Source organism: Streptomyces sp. S465, from assembly GCF_026898115.1.
Lineage (GTDB): Bacteria > Actinomycetota > Actinomycetes > Streptomycetales > Streptomycetaceae > Streptomyces > Streptomyces luomodiensis.
On record NZ_CP114036.1, the window covers coordinates 122,969 to 142,776 of the forward strand.

Here is a 19,808-nt window from a genome sequence, read left to right on the forward strand (position 1 = left end):
TCGGATGGTGGGCCCGGTGGTCACTTCAGCCGCCAGGAGAGGTCGGCGCTGGGGCCCACGGGGACCGGGTTGGGGTTGATGACCGACGAGGTGATGTTCTCGAGGTTCGGGGAGGCGTAGGAGATGTTCTTCGTCGCGAAGACGGGCACGAACCATGCCAGGTCCTCCAGGCGCTTGGATGCCTTCTGATACAGCTCGGTACGGGCTTCGTCATCGGTCTCGGCAGCGGCCCGGTCCAGGAGTGCCTGGAACTTTTTGTCGGAGGAACCGAACGGGTTGAAGGCGCCGTTCATGACTTGGGAGTCCAGTTCGGCCATGGTCGCGCCGACGTTGGGAAAGATGGTGGCGGCGTACTTCTTCGACAGTGCGTCGGCGCTGTACTGGGCGATGCCGGTGGACTGCACCTTGAGCGTCACGTCGATGCCGATGTCCTCCAGGGCGGCGGCGATAGCCTGGGAGTAGTTGGTGTTGGGATCGATGAGCGACTGGGTCAGCACGGTGAGGTGGAAACCGTCGGGGTAACCGGCCTCGGCCAGCAGCTTCTTGGCCTTGCGGACGTTGTGCCCGTAGCCGATGGACTTGTCGTAACCGTCGGTTCCCGGCAGCAGCATCTGGTCGCTGGCGGAGGCGTATTCACCGGCGAGGCCGTGTGCCATCGTCGGGCGGTCGAAGGCCAGCGCCATCGCCTGGCGTACGCGCCGGTCGGCGAGCGGCGGTGAGACCGTGCCTTTCCGGTCGACCAGGTTGAGCGCCCAGTTGTAGAAGGGAGCGGCACGGACGGTGAGTCCCGCGCGTTCGGCGGCGCCGGCGGTGTTGGGGTTGCCGGAGGCGTACTGGACCTGTCCGGTACGGGCGGCGGAGAGCACGGCGTTGGCGTTGCCGATGATATGGACGGCCACGGACTCGAACTGCTGCGCCGACGGCCGGAAGTAGCGGGGGTTGCGCTTGTACACGTACCGGTTGCCGGCGACGGACGCGTCACCGTCGTACACGTACTGTCCGGTGCCGTCGCTGGAGGTCAGCAGGGACTGCGGGTTGGCCAGGCCCTTGGGACCGATGATGTTGCCGATGCCGTTGTACTGGGTCATCGTCATCGCCGCGTCGGGCTGAGGCTCGGCGTAGGTGATGCGCACTTCCATGGGGCCGGTGGCCTTGATGTCCTTGATGGCGCCGACCTTGCCGACCAGGCCGCCACCGGCCTTGAGGAAGTATTTCATCGAGGCGGCGACCGCGTCGGCGTCGAGCGCGGAGCCGTCGTAGAACCTGACGCCCTCGCGCAGTTCGAGCACGAAGACGGTGTTGGTGTCGTCGGTGTAGTGCCATTCGGTCGCCAGGTCCGGTACCAGCTTCCCCTCGCCGCTGAGGTAGATCAGCGGATCGTAGGTGAGGGCGGTGAACACGGTCGAGCCTCCGTTGCCGGCCAGGGCCGGGTTGAGGCTGATGGGCGGTCCGGCGAACTGCAGGGAGAGCTGGCCGTCGTCGGCGGCGACACTGCCGGTTCCGGAGCACGCGCCCACGAAGAGCGCCGAGACCAGGGCGAAGGCTGCGAGACGGTGGCGACCGGTCGGACGGCGGCTCCACCCGGTTGTACGAAGAGGCTCGTGCATCACGCACTCCGATGGGTGTGATTCGGCCACAAGATGCAGCGAACGTATAGGCGCACCTGACGAGCGTCAATACAAGTGCAACATGTTGTTTCGCCGTCTGACACATGCGTATGAAAGTGCCGCGCCGGAACATTGACGTACTGGCGCCCGACGGGAAATCATTCAGCGAGCACAGCCATCCGGACGTCAACGAATCTGTCTCACGTTGACGACGTTCGACGGTAAGGACAGAGAGCGTGCAGACAGTATCCGCCTCAGCCCGGGATCTCACCGAGCCGGCGATGCCCCGCGCCCAGGGCGGTTCGTCGCCCCAGCATCTCCTGGTCACGCTGCTCGGTGACTACTGGATACGGCACGAGCGGGATCTGCCCTCTGCCGGCCTCATCGATCTGCTGGCCGAGTTCGGCGTGACAAGGCCCAGCGCCCGCGCCGCCCTCAGCCGGTTGCTGCGCCGCGGTCTGGTCGAGGTGCGACGGGCCGGCCGGCAGACGTTCTACCGGCTGAGCGACCATGCGGCGGAGCGGATGGCGGAGGGCGGCCGGCGCATCGCCTCCTTCGGCCTGGACTCCGACTGGGACGGCCGGTGGACCATCGTCGCGTTCTCCATCCCGGAGCACCGGCGCGAGAGCAGACATCTGCTGCGCTCCCGGCTGAGCTGGTTCGGCTTCGCCCCGCTGTACGACGCCGTCTGGGTGTCGGCCACGTCGACCGCGGCCGACGCCAGGGCCGTGCTGACCAGCTTGGACGTCTCCACGGCGACCGTCTTCACCGCGACCGCCGACACCACGGTCGACCGCTCTCCGTTGTCCGCCTGGGATCTGGAGCGTCTGGCGGCCGTGTACACGTCGTTCATCGACGAGACCCGTCCACTGCTGGAGGCCGTGCTCGCGGGGACCGTGACCCCCCGGCAGGCGCTCATCGCGCGGACCCGCTTGATGGACACCTACCGGCGTTTCCCCGGCACGGACCCTGGGCTGCCCAGTGCGCACATGCCCGCAGGCTGGCCGCGCGACCAGGCCCGTTCCCTGTTCACCGAGGTGTACAACGCCCTCGGTCCGCTGGCTGAGAGCCGGGTCAAGCAGATCATGGGAGCGCACGACGCCGAGGCGGCCGCCCGGGCGCGGTTCCAGTCCGTCGACCAGCTCTGCGCCGCCCCTGACCGGCGGCCGGAAGACGGGCCGGGGAATCGTACCCGCCGGTGATCCCCTCAATCCCCGGGGTTACCTGAAGACAACGCCGCCCAGTCACCCGTCGTGCGGTGCTTCGCCAGGTCCGCGAGGCCGGCGTCATGGGTCCCGACGATCTGGCGGAAACGCAGCTCGGCGAGGGGGCCGAGGCCGTCGTACAGCTCCTCGAACACCGCTCTGGCCTCAGCCCTCGGCCAGTTCGACGGCAGCAGCTCGTCGGGTAGGTCGGCATCGATTCCGGGAAAGGCACGCCAGGCGTCGAAGGCCCGCAGCCGCACGGCAAGCGCCTCCGCGAGGTTCAGGTCCCCCGAGGCCAGACGCGCCGCGGCCGGCCGGTACTCGTCCACGAACGCCCGGTAGGCCCTGGCGACCGCGTCGAGATCCCACGCGGTCAGAGGTGACGTCCCTCCGGCCTCGGTGGCCCGCAGCACGGTCAGGTCACCGACGCCGGCCGCCCGGAAGATGGCGTCCAGCGCCTCCGGATCGGCGTGCGGGGACACCCATAGGCCGTCGAAGAGCGGCGCGAACCCGAGCCACCGCAGGTAACTGCGCACCCGGTGCCGTACGGCGCGCTGTTGCTCGGGGATGCTGAATCCGGCCACCGTCCACAGCCCGTCCCACTCACGCGGCCCCGCGCCGAACCGGATGATGCTGGCGGTCTTCTGCCGGCTGTCCTCCCGGCCCGTCTCGCTGAACCGCAGGTACGCCTGGCGCCCGGCACGTTCCGCCGCGAGCACTCCGCGCTTGACGAGCCGGTTGGCAGTGGCCCGCGCGCTGGTCTCACTGATGCCGAACTCGGCGAGCAGGGAGATGAGCGCCGCCATCGGCAGCGCCGCCGGCGCGTCCAGCCAGTACTCGCCCAGGAGTGTGGTCAGCAGACGTTGCGGCGAGGTTCCCGTCTGCTGGCGCGGCAGGAGGGTCCCCTCTTCAGCACGCCGGAGGACGAGTGCTTCGATGGACGGCTTCGACGATGACACCAGCTCAGCTTAGCGGGGGTGGCGCCGCCCCTCCCCCGGTGTGCCGGACGTGGTCATCGCTCGCGGCGGTTGCCGGCATTCGGGCGGCGCGAGATGCGGCCGCGGGTCTCCAGCACGCGAACCATGTCCGCCACGGACTGCCATCGACAGGAATCCTGCCGATAGCGAGACTGTTGCTCGACAGGATTCCTGGCAATGGTCTCAACGAGGAGCGTCACTCAGGGGACCCGCCGGAAAGGTCGCCGTCGTCACCGGGAGCGGCCGCGGACTGGACCTGGCGTACGCCCGCGCTCTCGGCGCGGCCTGCGCGTCCGTCGTCGTCAACGACGTGGACGCGCAGGCGGTCCAGGAGGCGGTGCGGGTCGTGGAAGCGGCCGGCGGCCAAGCGGTCGGAGTCACCGTGGCCGTCGGGGAGACCCCGACGGCCGACCGGCTCGGCGGCGCCCACCGCGTGGGCACCGGCAACGGCGTCGGCTGGGTGCCCTGCGATGGGTCCACTTCGGACTCTTGACCGGCGATCTGCCGCACGCGGTGAACCTCGGCGTGCAGGACCAGTTCGCCGCGCTGAAGTGGGTGCACGAAAACATGGGGCGTTCGGCGGCGATCCCGGCAACATCACCATCGGCGGGGAGTCCGCCGGCGCCACCGCGGTCTCCCACCTGCTCACCCATCCGAACGCCCACAGGTACTTCCGGCGTGCGGTGCTGCAGTCGCTGTCCCCGTTCACCCCCTGGTGCACCCAGCAGCGTCCGAAGGCCGCCGCCGTCGCACGCGTGCACCTCGATCCGCTGCGTATTGACGACCCGGCCCAGCTGCGGAACATCGATCCGAACCGCCTGCTGGCCGTTCAGAACGTACTCACCCGCTACTTCCCCCCGGACCGGCATCTGGCCTGGCGCCCACTGGGGGGCGTCATCGACGGGAACTGGATCCCCCAGGCTTCCAGCAACACGGGTTCGGCTCCGTGCGATCCATGGAGAACGTGCTGGTGGGCAACGTTCGCGAAGCGCCGGCGCACACTGCGGCAACCTGAGAACGACGCCGGCGGGGCGGGTCCCGGGCCGATGCCGACCGGCCCGATCCGCACACGGGCTCGGGCACTCACGCGGCGGCCTGACCACCAAGGTGGCCGGGTCCATGACGAGGGTGATGTCGGTGCCGGGCCGGTAGCCGGTCTGTTCGATGGCGCGTACGACGCAGTCGAGGGCTTCCTCGGCGCTGCGCAGTTGGGGTGCGAAGCCCCCTTCGTCGCCGACGTTCACGCTGTGGCCGGCGGCGAGCAGGTGGGTGCGCAGGGTGTGGAAGACTTCCGAGCCCATGCGGACGGCCTCGGCGAAGGTGTCCGCGCCGATGGGGGCGATCATGAATTCCTGGAAGTCGAGCGGATTGTGGGCGTGGGCGCCGCCGTTGATGATGTTCATCATCGGCACCGGCAGCAGCCGGGCGTCGACTCCGCCGACGTAGCGGTACAGCGGTAGCCGGTGGGCCGCGGCCGCGGCCTTGGCAGTGGCCAGGGAGACACCGAGCAGGGCGTTGGCGCCCAACCGTGACTTGGTGGCTGTCCCGTCCAGTTCGATCATGGTGCGGTCGACCGTCGCCTGGTCCTCGGCGGCCGCACTTGGCCGTCGAGCAGCGTCAGAACCCATGTCGATCGTGATCATGGGTGGACAGCGCGGCGACTCCCCGCAGTTCGAGGTCGTCCTCGGGACGAGGAGACTTCCTTCGGCGAGGTCCAGTTCGGCGCGTGCGAAGGGCAGACCGCCCAGGCCGAGTGGCGAGCCCGCAGGCAGCTCCGGGAAGTCGACGGAGCCGTCCGGGCGCACGACGGCGGGAAGGGGATGCCCGGCGCGGGCGGTACTGCACCTGTCGGGAGATCGGGTCGTACACCGCGTACAGGCAGGTGACGCCGATGTCACCGTCGCCGCAGTGGCCATCGGCGCTGTCGGATGCACCGGACAGGCGGATGACCAGGTCGTCGAGGTGGGTGATGAGCTCTTCAGGGCTGAGGTCCACGTCAGCGAGGGTGCGTACGGCGGTGCGCAAACGTCCCATGGTGGCGGAGGCCTGGACGCCGTGTCCGACGACATCACCAACGACCAGGGCGACACGGGTGCCTGAAAGGGGAATGACGTCGAACCAGTCGCCGCCCACGCCGGCTGGGGAGCCAGCCGGAAGGCGCCGGGAGGCCAGCTCTACGGCAGGGTGCGCAGGCGGCCAGCTGGGGACGTCATATCGTCCGACTCACGGGCGGCCCGCGCGGGGACCGTGAGCCGGCGACAACGCCGGGCTCATGGCCCGGGGCCGATTCACCGCCGGTGACGCCGACCGGCGAACGGACTGCTACGCAGGGCCCAGGCAGCTCCCGGCTCCTTCAGTCGCTGTCCGAGCGCGGGCGCCGTCGACATCGTCTTCCACGGCAACGTCGGTGACACCCGCATCGTGAATCGCCCCTTGCCCATCGACGAATTCCTGACCGCCGGATAAGGCGGATTCTCCCGGCCCTCCCCTTTCCGCTGTTCCTCCCGCTCGTCCACCGACCGGAGCGAGAGGGGGGCCGCCTGGCTTCAGGCATAGAGGCGGCCGGAGTGCCGCCGCCCGGCACGCTGTGAAATCGCCGGGCCGGAGCGCCGTGCTGTCCGGAGACCCGCAAGGGACCGCGCCGTCGGTGCCGAGGTGCTCGACGGCATGGGCGCGCAGGTCGTCACGGACAGCGTCGGCGTCCCGCCCGTACGCACAGCCTCGCCCCGGACGGTGCTCGCCCAGAGGAGACCCAGTGCCCCGGCGGGGGCCTCAGTCGCTATGGACGACCGGCGCGGGATCGGCGTCGAGCGCGTCGAGCACTGCGTCGCCGTTCGCCCTCGCCCACTCGGTCAGCACGTGGATCGGATCGATCAACGTCGTCCCGAGCGGGGTGAGCTCGTACTCGACGCGAGGCGGCACCTCGGCGTAGGCGTGGCGGCGGACGAGTCCGTGCGCCTCGAGCCGCCGGAGTGTCTGGGTGAGCATCTTGCGGGAGATGCCGCCGATCAGCTCGATCAGTTCCCCATGGCGCACCGGTCCCTCGCTGAGGCCGTAGAGCACGACCACCGTCCACTTGTCGGCGATCAGCTCGACCGCCAGACGCGCCGGACAGTCGGCGAGAAAGACATCACCGGGACCGAAACCGCTCATGGCGCCAAAGGTACCTGCCGGTTCCTATCGGAAACATAGCCTGGGTTCTCTCCCCCTGCCACAACTAGGAGAGTCATGCGAGTCATCACCCAGCAGGCGTTCGGCGGTCCCGAGGTGCTCACCATCGTGGACGCGCCCGAGCCCCAGCCGCTCCCGACCGAGGTTCTCGTCCGCGTCAAGGCGATCGGGCTGAACCCGCTGGAGGCGCTCATACGCGCCGACGAGTTCCCCCCGCTGATCGGCCAGCCGCCGTTCGTCCTCGGCTGGGACATCAGCGGCGTGGTCGAGGAGGCGCCACAGACGTGGCGGTTCAGGCCCGGTGACGAGGTGTTCGGAATGCCGCTGTTCCCGCGGGCGGCGAGCGCGTACGCCGAGGTCGTGGCTGCGCCGGCGTTGCACCTGGCGCGCAAGCCGGCGTCGCTCTCGCATGTCGAGGCGTCGGCGCTGCCGGTCGTCGGGCTGACGGCGTGGCAGGGCCTGGTTGACCTCGGCGGCGTGACCGAGGGCGACCGGGTCCTGGTGCACGGCGGTGGTGGCGGGGTCGGCCACGTCGCGATCCAGATCGCGAAAGCGCTCGGCGCGCACGTGATCGCGACCGCCGGCGGGAGCAAGCGGAAGTTCGTCGAGGGGTTCGGCGCCGACGAGGTGATCGACTACACGGCGGTCGACTTCACCGAGGCGGTCCGCGACATCGACGTCGTGCTCGACACGATCGGCGGCGACACCGCCGAGCGGTCGCTCGACGTGCTCCGCCCAGGTGGGCACCTGGTGACGGCGGTCGCCATGCAGGATGCGAAGCTGGCCGCCCTGTACGAGGCGGCCGGCAGGCGCTTCAGCGGCATCGCGGTCGACCCCGATCCGGTCGCCCTGCGAGGTCTCGTCGAACTCGTCGAACAGGGCAGGCTCCGGGTCCATGTGCAGCAGACGTTCCCGTTCGAGCGCGTCGCCGACGCGCACCGGCTGCTCGACGAGGGCCACCTCCAGGGCAAGCTCGTCCTCACCATCTGATCCCGTCGTGGGGCCTCGCGTGGGCGAGGCCGACCGGAACACCAGCACACCGCCCGCGCCCCGGCAGCCTCTCGGAGCGGCCGGTCCCCCGCGGAGGCGGTCGGTTCGTGGACGCCCAGCGCTGAGCGGCATCACACGCCGCCGCACCATCGGACCCGCCGGTCTCCGGGGCGTACCGGTGGCAGGCTCGCCTTGAGCCGTTGCGGGGTGCCTCGCCTCAGCACCGCCGGGGTCACCACCGAACTGGTCCAGGTCCCCGGCGCCGTGCACGGATATGACCTGCTGGTCCGAACGCCCGGATCAGCGAGCGCAGCCTGGCGGACCAAGTACGTGCCCTGCGCGAAGCCCTCCACCCGTGACCGACCCCCGGACACACCGGGTCACTCTCCGCCCGGGTGCCCCTGCCTGTACGGGCGGGGGTACCCGGGCGGCGGCGTCCGGACGGGGGCTCCCCAGGCCGCCGGCAGTGCGGCGTGCCCAGACCCCGACAACCGCACCAGAGCCGGGCGTGGTCCCCGACCAGTGGGACATCGGCGCACGCGGCCCGCTGAGAACACCGGCCGCGTCCCCACGAACCCATGGCTCACCACGCCTGGCCGGCACCGCCTGGTGGCTGCCCGCCCAGCGCATCAGCCCCCACCGAACCGTCCGCGGCGGCCGGAGAGACGGTGGTGACCCGGTTCACGCGACGTACCCGGGTTCGGTCCTCACGCGGAGGAGGGGCCGCGGTGCTGCTCGCTCTCCTCCTCGCGCCGCCCGTAGGCGTCGAGCAGCAGGTGTGTGGTGCTGTTGATGTGCCGGCTGAGCGCCTCGACGACGCCTGGTACATCCCGTTCGATGGCGCGATCGCAGATGGTCTTGTGCTCTGCCGCGATATCGCGGTCGCTGTGCTCGGTCGGTGTGCGGGCCCAGCAGCGGTAGACCTCCGCCACCTCGCGCAGCTGTGTGGCGATGTCCCGCAGCTGCCGGTTGGGGCATCCCTCCAGCAGGACGCGGTGGAAGCGGGCGTGGGCGTTCAGCCAGCGTTCGTTGATTTCGCCGGCGTCGTCGAGGAAGGGAACGCGGGCGAGATGGTGGTGTGCGGCGAGCAGATCGGATTCCCATTCGATGGTGCCGGCGGTGACGGACTCCCGGACGAGGTGGGTCTCGATGAACACGCGGGCCTCGGTCAGCTCCTCCAGGTGCTCGGGCGAGACGGTGACGACCCGGAACCCCTGCTGCGGCGCGAAGGTCGCCAGTCCCTGGCCGACCAGCCGGGGCAGCGCCTCCCGCAGCACCCCGCTGCTGGCGCCGTACGTCTCCTTCAGCGCCTCCACGCGCAGACGTGAACCGGGTTCGTGCCGTCCGTTGAGGATGTCCGCGCGCAGCCGCTGGTAGATCTCCTCGGCACGGGTCATGGAGCTGGTAGTTGCCATGTCGCAGATTCTAGCGCACCTAGATATTTTCAAAAAATCTCGAGATTTTATTGACGTGTCGACTGAGGAGGGCGTTGACTCCAGTCATCCAGAAACAGGAAGACCGGAGGCGGCGCGCTATGCGGACGACGACCAGAGCAGGACGGATGTGCCTGGTGACCGGAGAGGCGGTGATCGATGTCGAGCAGGCCAGTGGAGGCCGGTTCCCGGCTGATCCGCTGACCGTGTTCCAGGAGTGGGACACGTTCCGGTCCTGGGCCGCCGGGCTGGGGCCCACGGGTGTCCAGGCGCCGACGGGGCCGGACGGCGGTGTCTCGCCGACACCGCGGCAGGTGTTCGCGATCGGGCTGAACTACCGCGACCATGCCGAGGAAGCCGGCCTGGCGCTGCCTGAGTCCCCGTCGGTCTTCACCAAGTTCGCCACGGCCCTCACCGGCCCGGACACGCTGCTGCGGCTGCCCGGCGGCCGCGTCGACTGGGAAGCCGAGTTGGTGGTGGTGATGGGGCGCCGGGCGGAGCACGTTGCGCCCAAGGACGCCTGGTCCTACGTGGCCGGGCTGACCGTGGGCCAGGACTACTCCGAGCGCGGGGTGCAGTCCGTGGGCCCCGTGCCGCAGTTCTCGCTCGGCAAGTCCTTCCCCGGATTCGCGCCGACCGGCCCGGTGCTGGTCACCCCCGACGAGTTCGCCGATCCGGACGATCTGGCGATCGAGTGCCTCGTCAACGGGGAGAGCGTCCAGAAGTCCCGGACCTCTTCGATGGTCTTCCCCGTCCCGGAACTGATCGCACGGCTGTCCGCGGTGTGCCCGCTGCTGCCGGGCGACCTGATCTTCACCGGCACCCCCTCAGGAGTCGGACACGCCCGCACTCCCCAGCGCTACCTGCGGCCGGGAGATGAGGTCGTCACCCGTATCGAGGGCATCGGACAGCTCCGGCAGACCTGCGTCGCCGCCTGAGAGAAGGGCACCCCATGGCATTGCACAGGCTTCAGTCACTCACCGTCGGAGTGCCGGATGTGGCCGGGGCGGCCGACTACTACGCCGACTTCGGACTCGAGCAGGTGGCACCCGGGAGGTTCGCCACCGTCGAGGGCGGTGAGCAGTTCGTCCTCGAGCACTCCCCCACCCGGCGGCTGCTGGGGATGGCGGTCGCCGCCGACGACGGCGACGACCTGGACCGGATCGCCGCGAACCTGGACCGGCTCCACCTGCCGTGCGAACGCGACGCCGGCACCCTGCGCACCAGGGAACCCATCGCCGGTATCTCGGTCCAGGTCCATGTCGCACCCCGGCTGACCCGGGCCACCGTTGCGGCCACCCCGTACAACGGCCCCGGACGCCCGGACCGCGCCGGCACCCGGGCGCCCGTGCTCTCCCGCACCGGCCCGGTCCGGCCCCTGGCCCTGGGCCACGTCGTCATCGGCTCGGTGGAGCAGGAGTCGACCCAGCGGTTCTTCACCGACGGGCTCGGCTTCAAGGTCAGCGACGTCGTCCCCGGCACGGCCGCGTTCCTGCGCTGCTCCACCGACCACCACAACGTCCTGGTGCAGCAGGCGCCGCTGAACTTCCTCCACCACACCTCGTGGCAGGTGACGGATGTCGACGAGGTGGGCCGGGGCGCCACGCGCATGCTCGCCGAGCACCCGGAACGCCATGTGTGGGGGCTCGGCCGCCACCACATCGGGTCCAACTTCTTCTGGTACCTGAAGGATCCGGCCGGCAACTTCAGCGAGTACTACGCCGACATGGACTGCATCGTCGACGACCAGCTGTGGACGCCGCGCTCCTTCGAGGGCATGCAGGCGCTCTACACCTGGGGGCCGCCGCCTCCGCCGTCGTTCCTCGCCCCCGAGGACCTGGCCGCGCTGATGACCGGCGCCCACCAGGCCAACGTCTGAGAGTGCCCGACACCGTGCAGCGCGGCGAGGCACACGGCCCCGCCGCACCGGACACGGCCGCCCTGCCCGCTCCACCCGGATGAGGCCCGCACCGCCCCTCCCCCAGCCGATGCGCCGTCGGCACACCGCACAGAGGTACCTCCGCCCTCCCCCGCAGCGCCGCGGTCACTGGCCGCGACGGGGGAGAGCGCCAAGATCGGAGTCGGAACATTGAGCACACCAGCGTTCGCCCGCCGGGGCGGCCGATCGTCCCCGGGGGCTTCGTCGCCGGCAGGCACCGCGCTGGCCGTCGGCCTGGCCGTGATGACACTGGAGGGTTTCGACCTTGTCGCCTTCGGCGCGACGACACCCCTGCTGCTGGACTACCGTCCCTGGCACCTCTCCGTCGCCTTCGTCGGCCTGCTCGGCAGCCTCACCCCCATCGGCATGCTCGTCGGCTCCTTGCTGGTCGGCCAGTTCACCGACCGGTTCGGCCGGCGCCGCACGACGCTGATCAGTATCGGGGTGGTCAGCGCCGGGATGTTCGCCTGCGCCGTGGCCCCGATTCCGCCGCTGTTCGGCGCGGGCCGATTCGTCGTCGGGCTCGGTGTCGGTGCGATCTATCCGGCGATGGGCCCACTGATCTTCGAACTCGCCCCGGCCCGGCGGAAGAACCTGTTCTCGGGAATCGTGCAGTGCGGGACCGCCGTCGGCGGTTCGTTCGCGGCCCTTGTCGCCAACACCGCGCTGACCGGGCGCAGCTTTCATCTGGAGTACCTGGTCGGCGGCATCGCCGGTCTGCTTCTGCTGCCCCTGGCCTTCGCCTGGCTGCCCGAGTCCGCGGAGTACCACCGGGCGGTCAGCGCGTCGGCCACGGTCCCTGACAGCCGCGGTGGGTGGCTCGTGCTCAAGCCGCCCTACCTCGGCACCACCGTGATGTTCTGCGCCATGGCGGCCCTGTCGTTCCTGCTCATCTTCGGCGTGAACACCTGGCTGCCGCAGCTGATGCAGACCGCGGACTATCCGTTGCAGGACTCACAGACCTTCCTCGTGCTGCTGAACCTCGGCGCCACCGTCGGCGGGCTCGCCATGGCGCTGCTGGCCGACCGGGCCGGATCACGCGGGCCGATCACGGCCTGTTTCCTCCTCGGAGCCGCTGCGATCATCGCCATGAGCGCCCGGCTTCCGCTGCCGGTGCTCTACGCCATCGTGGTCATCGGCGGCTGCGGCGCGGTCGGGGTCCAGGGACTGATCAACGTGTACATCTCGCGTTCCTACCCGGTGACCATGAGGGCCGGCGCGGTGGGCGTCGCGCTCGGAGTGGGCCGCCTCGGCGCCATCGCCGGCCCGACGCTCGGCGGCTGGGTCCTCGCGGCCGGGCTCCAGCCCCGGTGGAACTTCGTCTCCTTCGCCGTCCCCGCCGTCCTCGGCGCGGCCCTCACCCTGGCCGCCGGCGGACGAGCACTCCCGCATCAGGGCCGTTCCGCTCCTTCGCCGCGCGCCAAGGAGCCGACGGCCGGACACACACATTGAGAGAGCACATCATGGACACCTACGACGTCGCCGTCGTCGGCTGCGGCCCGGTGGGGCTGACCCTCGCACGGCTGCTGGCGATGAAGGGCCTGCGGGTCGCCGCCATCGATCCCAACCGGCTCGTCTGCCATCATCCGCGCGCCACCCATCTCGACGACGAGATCATGCGCCTTCTGCAGACCCTCGGCGCGCAGGACATGGAACAACGGTTCCTGCGCCAGACCGCCTGGACACTGCACCGGGAGGACGGACAGCCCTTCCTCCAGCAGATGCTGTCCGAGGAGGAGTCGGACCAGGGCTGGCGCACCGACTACCAGTTCCACCAGCCGGACTTCGAGTCCCGGCTGCGGGGCCTGCTCGCGTCCGACGCGAACGTGGACCTCTGGTTCGGCTGGACGGTCAGCGCGATCGAGCAGACGGACACAGCGGTGCGGCTGACGCTGCTCGACCGGTCGACCGGAGCCGAAACCACTCTCACGGCCGGCTACGCCGTCGGCTCGGACGGCGCCAACTCCTTCGTCCGGCAGGCGATGAACGCCGAGGTCGAGGACCTCCACGGCACTCAGCGCTCCCTCATCATCGACGTCCACCCCTTCGAACGCCCCGCACAGCTCCCAGCGGACAGCGGGTTCATCCTGTGCCGGGGGAAGCGGCCGGTGACCTACCTGCCGATCTTCCCGCCGATGCTCCGCTTCGAGTTCATGCTGCTCGACGAGGACGACGCCGCACAGCTGGAACAACCGCGGTCGGTGTACGACCTGCTGGGCCGCTGGCTGGAACCGGGCAGCTACCGGATCATGCGCACCGACACCTACCAGTGGCACGCCCGGCTCGTGCACGGCTGGCGGTCCGGCCACCTGCTGCTCGCCGGCGACGCCGCCCACCAGATGCCTCCCATGCTCGGCCAGGGCATGTGCTCCGGGCTGCGCGACGCCGCGAACCTGGCGTGGAAGCTCGCCGCCGTCGTGAAGGGCGAGAGCCCCTCAGCGCTGCTCGATACCTACGAAAGTGAGCGCGCCCCGCACGTGCGCCCCTACATCGAGGAATCCGCCCGGCAGTCCAATCTGATCGAAGCGCTCGGTACGGGCGCGGTTCCCGAGCCGAACGGAACGCAGACGGTCAAGAGGTTCCGGCCGCCGCTGGGACCGGGCCTGGCCGCCCAGCCCGGCGGTGCCGCCGGACAGCTGAGCCCGCAGCCGCGCGGTGTGAACGGGGAGCGGCTGGACGATGTGAGCGGATACGGCTTCACCGTCGTCGGCAACCGGGCCCTGACCTCCGCCGTGTCCGAGGAGGTGCGGCAGATGTGGCATCGGCTCGGCGTGGTGGTCGTCCCGGAGACCGGACCGGCCGTCGACCGCTGGCTGACCGCCCGCGCGGCGGCCGCGGCGATCATCCGTCCGGACCGCTACACCTTCGCGCTGGCCGCCGACACGGCGGAACTGGAGCAGGCCACCAGGAACCTGGCGCGGACGGTACTGACGCAGGAGGTGAGCGCGTGAAGACGTACGCGGCCGGGATGAGGTGGGGGGAAGGTCCCCGCTGGCAGCGCGGTGCGCTGTGGCTGTCCGATACGCAGGGCGGGAAGCTGTGGACCGACCACGACGGTCCCTGGCGGGGCATCCCGCTGGAGGCGGTCCCCAACGGCCTGTGGTTCCTGCCGGACGGGCGGCTGGTCGGCGCCATGATGCATGAGCGGCGCATCGGTGTGTGGACCGGTGAGCGGTTCGCCCCCTACGCGGACCTGAGCGCGGTGGCCACCGGTCCGCTCGGCGACATGGTCGGCGACCCGCACGGCAACCTCTACGTGGACGATGTCGGCTTCGCCGCGCACGCCGGTGAGCCGCCGAGGCCGGGCCGGCTGGTGCGCGTCGCCCCGGACGGATCGGCAGGCGTGGCCGCCGAAGACGTCGAGTTCCCCAACGGCCTGGCCTTCGTCGACGACGGCCGCACCCTGCTCGTCGCCGAGACCACCCGGCAACGGCTGACCGCCTTCACCGTCGCGGACGACGGGGCGCTGACCAACCGGCGCACCTACGCCGACCTCGCCCACCTGGTCGGTGGTGATGCCCGGCCGGACGGGATCTGGGCGACACGGGACGGCGTATGGGTGGCCACCACGACCGGGCACACCCTCGCCCTGGTCCGGGAGAGAGAGCTGGTCACCTCGGTGGACACCGGGAGGCTGCTGCCGATCGCGTGCTGCGGCGACGGCGGGAACCGGCTGTTCGTCACCCTCGCCGACACCCAGGGCCTCCCGCTGGGCGAGGCCATGGCCGCGAAGGCGGTGCGCACGACGGTCGCGCTGCTGGAGACCACGAAGGCGGGGAACGCCGGGTGAGCACACAGCGGCCGGACTGGACCCCGACGCCACAGGCCGTCGAGCGCGCCCGGATCACCGACTTCGCGCGGTTCGCCGCGCGGCGCGCCGGATCGGACCTGAGCGGTGACTACCACGCGCTGTGGGCGTGGTCGGTCGACGACGTGAACGGCTTCTGGGCCACGGTGTGGGACTACTTCCGCCTGCCCGAGCGCCCGGCGGGACCCGCGCTGGCGGCCGAGTCACTGCCGGGAAGCGTGTGGTTTCCCGGCAGCACGCTGAACTACACGGCCGAAGTCTTCCGCGACCGGACCGGCACCGACACCGCCGTCATCACGGTGACCGAGGACACCGGCCCGGTGGCCATCACCTGGGATGAACTGCGCCATGACGTCGCCTCACTCGCACAGGCGCTCACCGAACTCGGGGTGCGCAGGGGTGACCGGGTGGTGGGATACCTGCCCAACGGCGCGCAGGCCATCGTGGCCTTCCTCGCCACCGCCGGCCTGGGCGCGACCTGGGCGGTGTGCGGGCAGGACTACACCGCCGCCGCGGCCGAGGCGCGGTTCGCACAGCTCCGGCCGACCGTGCTGATCGCCGCGACCGGCTGCCGCCACGGCGGAAAGCACATCGACCGCCGCGCCGATGTACAGGCCCTGCGCGACGCACTGCCGACCCTCACGGCGACCATCGTGGTGGGAGACGGGACACCGGCGGTGCCCGATGCCCTCCCGTGGTCCGCGCTCACCGAGCACGAGGCCGAACTGGCCCCCGTACCCGTCCCGTTCGACCATCCGCTGTGGGTCGTGTTCTCCTCGGGCACGACGGGACAGCCGAAGGGCATCGTGCACGGGCACGGCGGAGTCGTGCTCGAGCAGCTCAAGAACCTGGGCCTGCACCTGGGCCTGCGCGCCGGGGACCGCTTGCTGTGGCACACCACACCGAGCTGGATGATGTGGAACGTCCTGGTGGCCGGCCTGCTGCTGGGCGCCACGGCCGTCTGTTACGAGGGCAGCCCGACGTATCCCGCCACCGACGCGCTCTGGCGGCTCGCGGCCCGCCTGGAAGTGAACGTCCTGGGCACCAGCCCCGGCTACCTGGCGGCCTGCCGCACGGCCGGTGTGCGGCTCGCCGACCACCACCCGGCCTCGCTCGAGCGTCTGGGGGTCACCGGCTCGGCGTTCCCCGCCGACCTCCAGCACTGGGTCGCCGGCGAGCTCGGGCCCCGGACGCAGGTGGTGTGCACCAGCGGCGGCACCGACGTGGTCACCGCGTTCCTCGGCGCCGCACCCACCACACCGGTCCGGGCCGGTGAGCTGTCCGCCCCCTGCCTGGGCGTGGCCGTGGAAGCGTTCGGCCCGCACGGCAAGCCGGTGCGGGGCGAGGTGGGAGAGCTGGTGGTGCTCCGGCCGATGCCGTCGATGCCGCTGTACTTCTGGGACGATCCGGACGGCTCGCGCTACCGCGGCGCCTACTTCGACGTCTACCCCGGGGTATGGCGCCACGGTGACTGGATCACCATCACCGGCCACGGCTCGGTGATCATGCACGGCCGGTCCGACGCGACGCTGAACCGCCACGGCGTACGCATGGGAAGCGGCGACATCTACGGCCCGGTGGAGCGGCTCCAGGAGATCGCGGAAGCCCTCGTCGTCGGGGTCGAGCAGGATGGCGGCGGCTACTGGATGCCGCTGTTCGTCACCACCACCGACGGCACCGACCTCGATGACGTACTGCGTGAGAAGATCCGCGACGCGATACGCCACGGCGCTTCCCCCCGCCACGTCCCCGACGAGATCATCCAGGCCCCCGGCATACCGCACACCCGCACCGGCAAGAAACTCGAAGTCCCGGTGAAACGTCTGCTGCGCGGAGACCCCCCGCACACCGTGGCCGACCCCGGCAGCGTCGACCGACCCGAGCTCATCGACTGGTACGCCCGTACCGGCGCCGCCCACCGCATGCGCAACGGCCCCGCTGCCCCCGGCTCCGTTGCGCCCCGGTCACCGAACGGCTGACCGCGCGGCGCCGCCCCCACACCACACACAAGGACACCTGACGAAGGAGCCCTGCCATGACCTACATCGCGCTGGAAGAAGCGTTCATCATCCCGGAGCTGTTCGCGCGCCAGCCCTCGACGCCCCAGAAGATCCGGGTCAGCGACCAGTACGCCAAGGACTGCCGGCGCCGCCTGTGCGACTTCGAGGAGCACCGTCTTCCCGAGATGGACGCGCACGGCATCGACATCCAGGTCCTGTCGCTGAGCGTTCCCGGCATCCAGGCCGACACCGACGCCGGCGCCGCCGTCGACAACGCCCGGTTCGCCAACGACCACCTGGCCCGGACCATCGCCCGCCACCCGACCCGCTTCATGGGGTTCGCCGCCCTGCCCCTACAGGACCCCGCCGCCGCCGTGACCGAGCTCGAACGCTGCGTCCAGCAGCTCGGCTTCAGGGGAGCGCTGGTCAACGACCACACCCAGGGCCGGTACCTGGACGACCGGGCGTACGGGGAGCTGTGGAGCGCACTGGAGGAGCTGCGTGTGCCGTTGTACCTCCACCCCGGCTCACTGCCCCAGGACGACTGGTACGTGATGCGCGGGCGGCCCGAGATGTACGGGGCCAGCTGGAGTTGGCAGGCCGAAACCGGCGGCCACGCCATGCGGCTGATCCATGGCGGAGTGTTCGACCGGCACCCCGGTGCGACCCTGATCCTCGGGCACCTCGGCGAGTTCCTGCCGTTCCAGCGCTCCCGCTTCGACTCGCGCTACCGCTCGCTCCAGGTCGACGCGCCGCTTGAGCGGATGCCGTCGCAGTATTTCGGGAGCAACATCCTGATCACCACGAGCGGGGTACTGGCCCCGGAGGCCGTGCAGGCCGCCGTGCTGACCATCGGGGCCGACGCGGTCATGTTCGCGATCGACTACCCGTACGAGTCCACCGCCGAAGCGGTGGCCTCGATCGAGAAGTGCGACCTTCCGCCCGAGGTGAAGGAGAAGATCGCCCATCTCAATGCCCGGCGCGTGCTGGGCATCTGACCAGCGCGAAACGGTCGCGCCAGGGCCGGGTGGGACGTATGGCCGCCCCTCCGGTCACCGGTGCGGCGCCAGGTCCGCCCTCAGGGGCGGAAACCGGCTGGGCAGGCCCATGCCGCAGCCCTGCGCGCCTCGAAGACCGGCAGGCTCGCATCACTCCTGGCACTGGGTCAGCAGGGCCGCGATCTCGGCCGCCGGCCGGCCGGTGTGCACACTGATCAGATCGGTGATCAGGTCGTCCAAGGGCGGCCAGGCGATGGCGCCGTGGTCGTTGTAGAGACTGACCAGACCGTGCAGGGCGGTCCAGAGCATGAGTCCGGCCTGCCACCGCTGATCCGCCGCGGACCGCTTCCGCTCCCCGGTGGCCGCGGCCGCCAGGGAGGCGACGACGGCGCCGAGCAGCTCGGCTCCGGCACCGTGGGCCGCCCCGGGGACGAGGTCGGCAGGCATCCGGCCGCCGAAGAGGGTGCGGTAGTGGCCGGGCTGGTCGACTCCCCAGCGCACGTAGGCCGCGCACCGGGCGACGAGGTCGGCCAGTGGGCTCGCGGTGGGCTGCGCGGCCTCGTCCATCAGCCGGGCCAGTTCCTCATAGCGCAGCCGCAGCACGTGCTGGATCAGTGCGCTCAGGTCGGGGAAGTGGCTGTAGATGCTGGCCGGCGCCACTCCGACCTCACGCGCGACCTGCCGGAGCGTCAGCGTCTCCGGTTGGTCGAGGGTGGCCAGCAGCTTGGCCGCGGCGTCCACGAGCTGGGCCTTGAGCACCTGTCCCTGCCCGCGCGGATTACGGCGACGGGGAGCGGACCGCTCCTGAGGCGACACCTTCGTCCCCCCTTCCGACCAGTGTGAATGGCTCAGCGACAGATGTTCACCCTACAGGTCGCTCGCCCTTTGACATTGCTAACCAACAGTTGTTTACTCAAGTCACCAACGGTTGTTCAGTTAAGGAACGATGATCATGCGCATCGCAGTACTCGGAGCCTCGGGCCGCACCGGCGGCACGCTCGTCGGCCAGGCGCTGGAGCGCGGACACGAGATCGTGGCCCTGGTCCGCACACCGGCCAAGGTCACCGTGCCCGCGCCGCGGCAGGTCGAGATCCGGCAGGCCGACGTCACCGCCCCGCAGAGCTTCCCCGACCTGACCGACGTCGACGTGGCCGTCTCGGCCATCGGCATCGGCAAGGGCGACGGCCCAGGCGCGCTGGCCGCCGGGGCCAGGAGGCTCGCCGCGGCGAACGTCCGCACGGTGTGGCTCGGAGCACTGGGCTCGGGCGTGTCGAGCCGGTCCGGCGGACTGATCTACGCAGGGGTGATGCGGATGTTCGTCGGCTCGGAACTGGCCGAGAAGGCCGAGGCCGACGACATCGCCCTGAACGCCGGCGCCACGGTGTTCCACGCCCCAGACGTAACGGACGGCCCCCTCAGCCCCACCCGCCGCATCGTGCCGCTGGCGGAGCTGCGGCGACCGCTGCTGCCGCCCAGGATCTCCCGCACCACGCTGGCCGCGCTGCTGCTGGACGAGGCGGAGACGGGCAAGCACGGCAACGGCATCGTCGTACCCCTCAGCTGACCGCCGGGCCGGCGGGGAGGCACGAGTTCGAGCGCGTGGTCCGCGTCAACCTGGCCGGGACCTTGCTCTGCACGGACGCCGCGTCCTACGTCACCGGGATCGCGCTGTCGGTCGAC

15 protein-coding genes and 4 pseudogenes are annotated in these 19,808 nt (G+C 70.7%); 12 read left to right on the forward strand and 7 right to left on the reverse strand.

Features of this window, described 5'->3' with window-relative positions:
- Positions 1-20 precede the first annotated feature (20 nt).
- Positions 21-1,607, reverse strand: coding sequence for an ABC transporter substrate-binding protein (locus N6H00_RS00615; protein ID WP_268969497.1), 1,587 nt, complete (start codon positions 1,605-1,607; stop codon positions 21-23).
- Between the two features lie 236 nt (positions 1,608-1,843).
- Here N6H00_RS00615 and N6H00_RS00620 point away from each other — a divergent pair, with 236 nt between their 5' ends.
- Complete coding sequence (locus N6H00_RS00620; RefSeq protein ID WP_268969498.1) at positions 1,844-2,809, forward strand: PaaX family transcriptional regulator; 966 nt, start codon at positions 1,844-1,846, stop codon at positions 2,807-2,809.
- Positions 2,810-2,814: 5 nt separating this feature from the next.
- Here N6H00_RS00620 and N6H00_RS00625 read toward each other — a convergent pair whose 3' ends face one another.
- Positions 2,815-3,771: a PaaX family transcriptional regulator gene (locus N6H00_RS00625; protein ID WP_268969499.1), complete on the reverse strand. Its 957-nt coding sequence runs from the start codon at positions 3,769-3,771 to the stop codon at positions 2,815-2,817.
- Between the two features lie 268 nt (positions 3,772-4,039).
- Here N6H00_RS00625 and N6H00_RS00630 point away from each other — a divergent pair.
- A pseudogene (locus N6H00_RS00630) lies at positions 4,040-4,207 on the forward strand (3-oxoacyl-ACP reductase); the annotation flags it as partial.
- Between the two features lie 52 nt (positions 4,208-4,259).
- Positions 4,260-4,652, forward strand: a pseudogene (locus N6H00_RS00635) (carboxylesterase family protein); the annotation flags it as partial.
- A gap of 243 nt (positions 4,653-4,895) precedes the next feature.
- On the opposite strand, the pseudogene eno reads toward N6H00_RS00635, so the two are convergent.
- From eno to N6H00_RS00650, 3 genes and pseudogenes are all read right to left on the reverse strand, one after another.
- Positions 4,896-5,381: pseudogene (gene eno, locus N6H00_RS40090) on the reverse strand (phosphopyruvate hydratase); the annotation flags it as partial.
- Positions 5,382-5,480: 99 nt separating this feature from the next.
- Positions 5,481-5,997, reverse strand: a pseudogene (locus N6H00_RS40385) (PP2C family protein-serine/threonine phosphatase); the annotation flags it as partial.
- Between the two features lie 564 nt (positions 5,998-6,561).
- Positions 6,562-6,942: a winged helix-turn-helix transcriptional regulator gene (locus tag N6H00_RS00650; protein ID WP_268969500.1), complete on the reverse strand. Its 381-nt coding sequence runs from the start codon at positions 6,940-6,942 to the stop codon at positions 6,562-6,564.
- A 75-nt stretch (positions 6,943-7,017) separates the two neighbouring features.
- On the opposite strand from N6H00_RS00650, the gene N6H00_RS00655 reads away from it, so the two are divergent.
- On the forward strand, positions 7,018-7,950 hold the full coding sequence (locus N6H00_RS00655) for an NADP-dependent oxidoreductase (RefSeq protein WP_268969501.1): 933 nt from the start codon (positions 7,018-7,020) through the stop codon (positions 7,948-7,950).
- 707 nt (positions 7,951-8,657) lie between these two features.
- On the opposite strand, the gene N6H00_RS00660 is transcribed toward N6H00_RS00655, so the two are convergent.
- Entirely contained in the window at positions 8,658-9,365 is a 708-nt protein-coding gene (locus tag N6H00_RS00660) for a GntR family transcriptional regulator (RefSeq protein ID WP_268969502.1), read from the reverse strand.
- 119 nt (positions 9,366-9,484) lie between these two features.
- On the opposite strand from N6H00_RS00660, the gene N6H00_RS00665 reads away from it, so the two are divergent.
- From N6H00_RS00665 to N6H00_RS00695, 7 genes are all read left to right on the forward strand, one after another.
- On the forward strand, positions 9,485-10,321 hold the full coding sequence (locus N6H00_RS00665; protein WP_268969503.1) for a fumarylacetoacetate hydrolase family protein: 837 nt from the start codon (positions 9,485-9,487) through the stop codon (positions 10,319-10,321).
- A 14-nt stretch (positions 10,322-10,335) separates the two neighbouring features.
- Positions 10,336-11,262 (forward strand): VOC family protein, encoded by a 927-nt coding sequence (locus tag N6H00_RS00670; RefSeq protein WP_268969504.1) that lies wholly within the window; start codon positions 10,336-10,338, stop codon positions 11,260-11,262.
- 303 nt (positions 11,263-11,565) lie between these two features.
- Positions 11,566-12,774 carry an MFS transporter gene (locus N6H00_RS00675; protein ID WP_268969505.1) on the forward strand — a complete coding sequence of 403 codons (1,209 nt, stop codon included), beginning with the start codon at positions 11,566-11,568 and terminating at the stop codon, positions 12,772-12,774.
- Between the two features lie 11 nt (positions 12,775-12,785).
- Positions 12,786-14,273, forward strand: coding sequence for a bifunctional 3-(3-hydroxy-phenyl)propionate/3-hydroxycinnamic acid hydroxylase (locus N6H00_RS00680; protein ID WP_268969506.1), 1,488 nt, complete (start codon positions 12,786-12,788; stop codon positions 14,271-14,273).
- The gene (locus N6H00_RS00685; protein WP_268969507.1) at positions 14,270-15,112 is read left to right on the forward strand and encodes an SMP-30/gluconolactonase/LRE family protein; all 843 of its coding nucleotides are present in this window, start codon (positions 14,270-14,272) and stop codon (positions 15,110-15,112) included. The genes N6H00_RS00680 and N6H00_RS00685 overlap by 4 nt, the downstream gene beginning before the upstream one ends.
- Positions 15,109-17,109, forward strand: coding sequence for an acetoacetate--CoA ligase (locus N6H00_RS00690; RefSeq protein ID WP_268969508.1), 2,001 nt, complete (start codon positions 15,109-15,111; stop codon positions 17,107-17,109). The genes N6H00_RS00685 and N6H00_RS00690 overlap by 4 nt, the downstream gene beginning before the upstream one ends.
- 56 nt (positions 17,110-17,165) lie before the next feature.
- Positions 17,166-18,128 (forward strand): amidohydrolase family protein, encoded by a 963-nt coding sequence (locus N6H00_RS00695; RefSeq protein WP_268969509.1) that lies wholly within the window; start codon positions 17,166-17,168, stop codon positions 18,126-18,128.
- A 150-nt stretch (positions 18,129-18,278) separates the two neighbouring features.
- Here N6H00_RS00695 and N6H00_RS00700 read toward each other — a convergent pair whose 3' ends face one another.
- Positions 18,279-18,944, reverse strand: a complete 666-nt coding sequence (locus tag N6H00_RS00700) for a TetR/AcrR family transcriptional regulator (RefSeq protein WP_268969510.1) — start codon at positions 18,942-18,944, stop codon at positions 18,279-18,281.
- Positions 18,945-19,080: 136 nt separating this feature from the next.
- On the opposite strand from N6H00_RS00700, the gene N6H00_RS00705 reads away from it, so the two are divergent.
- Positions 19,081-19,692, forward strand: a complete 612-nt coding sequence (locus N6H00_RS00705; RefSeq protein WP_268969511.1) for an NAD(P)-dependent oxidoreductase — start codon at positions 19,081-19,083, stop codon at positions 19,690-19,692.
- Positions 19,693-19,808: the final 116 nt, after the last annotated feature.

Excerpts from the sequence above, each read along its gene's own strand:
- N6H00_RS00670 (WP_268969504.1), top strand. The coding sequence starts at position 10,336 with ATGGCATTGCACAGGCTTCAGTCACTCACCGTCGGAGTGCCGGATGTG.
- N6H00_RS00655 (WP_268969501.1), top strand. The coding sequence starts at position 7,018 with ATGCGAGTCATCACCCAGCAGGCGTTCGGCGGTCCCGAGGTGCTCACC.
- N6H00_RS00705 (WP_268969511.1), top strand. The coding sequence starts at position 19,081 with ATGCGCATCGCAGTACTCGGAGCCTCGGGCCGCACCGGCGGCACGCTC.
- N6H00_RS00675 (WP_268969505.1), top strand. The coding sequence starts at position 11,566 with ATGACACTGGAGGGTTTCGACCTTGTCGCCTTCGGCGCGACGACACCC.
- N6H00_RS00695 (WP_268969509.1), top strand. The coding sequence starts at position 17,166 with ATGACCTACATCGCGCTGGAAGAAGCGTTCATCATCCCGGAGCTGTTC.
- N6H00_RS00650 (WP_268969500.1), bottom strand. The coding sequence starts at position 6,942 with ATGAGCGGTTTCGGTCCCGGTGATGTCTTTCTCGCCGACTGTCCGGCG.
- N6H00_RS00680 (WP_268969506.1), top strand. The coding sequence starts at position 12,786 with ATGGACACCTACGACGTCGCCGTCGTCGGCTGCGGCCCGGTGGGGCTG.
- N6H00_RS00660 (WP_268969502.1), bottom strand. The coding sequence starts at position 9,365 with ATGGCAACTACCAGCTCCATGACCCGTGCCGAGGAGATCTACCAGCGG.
- N6H00_RS00615 (WP_268969497.1), bottom strand. The coding sequence starts at position 1,607 with ATGCACGAGCCTCTTCGTACAACCGGGTGGAGCCGCCGTCCGACCGGT.
- N6H00_RS00665 (WP_268969503.1), top strand. The coding sequence starts at position 9,485 with ATGCGGACGACGACCAGAGCAGGACGGATGTGCCTGGTGACCGGAGAG.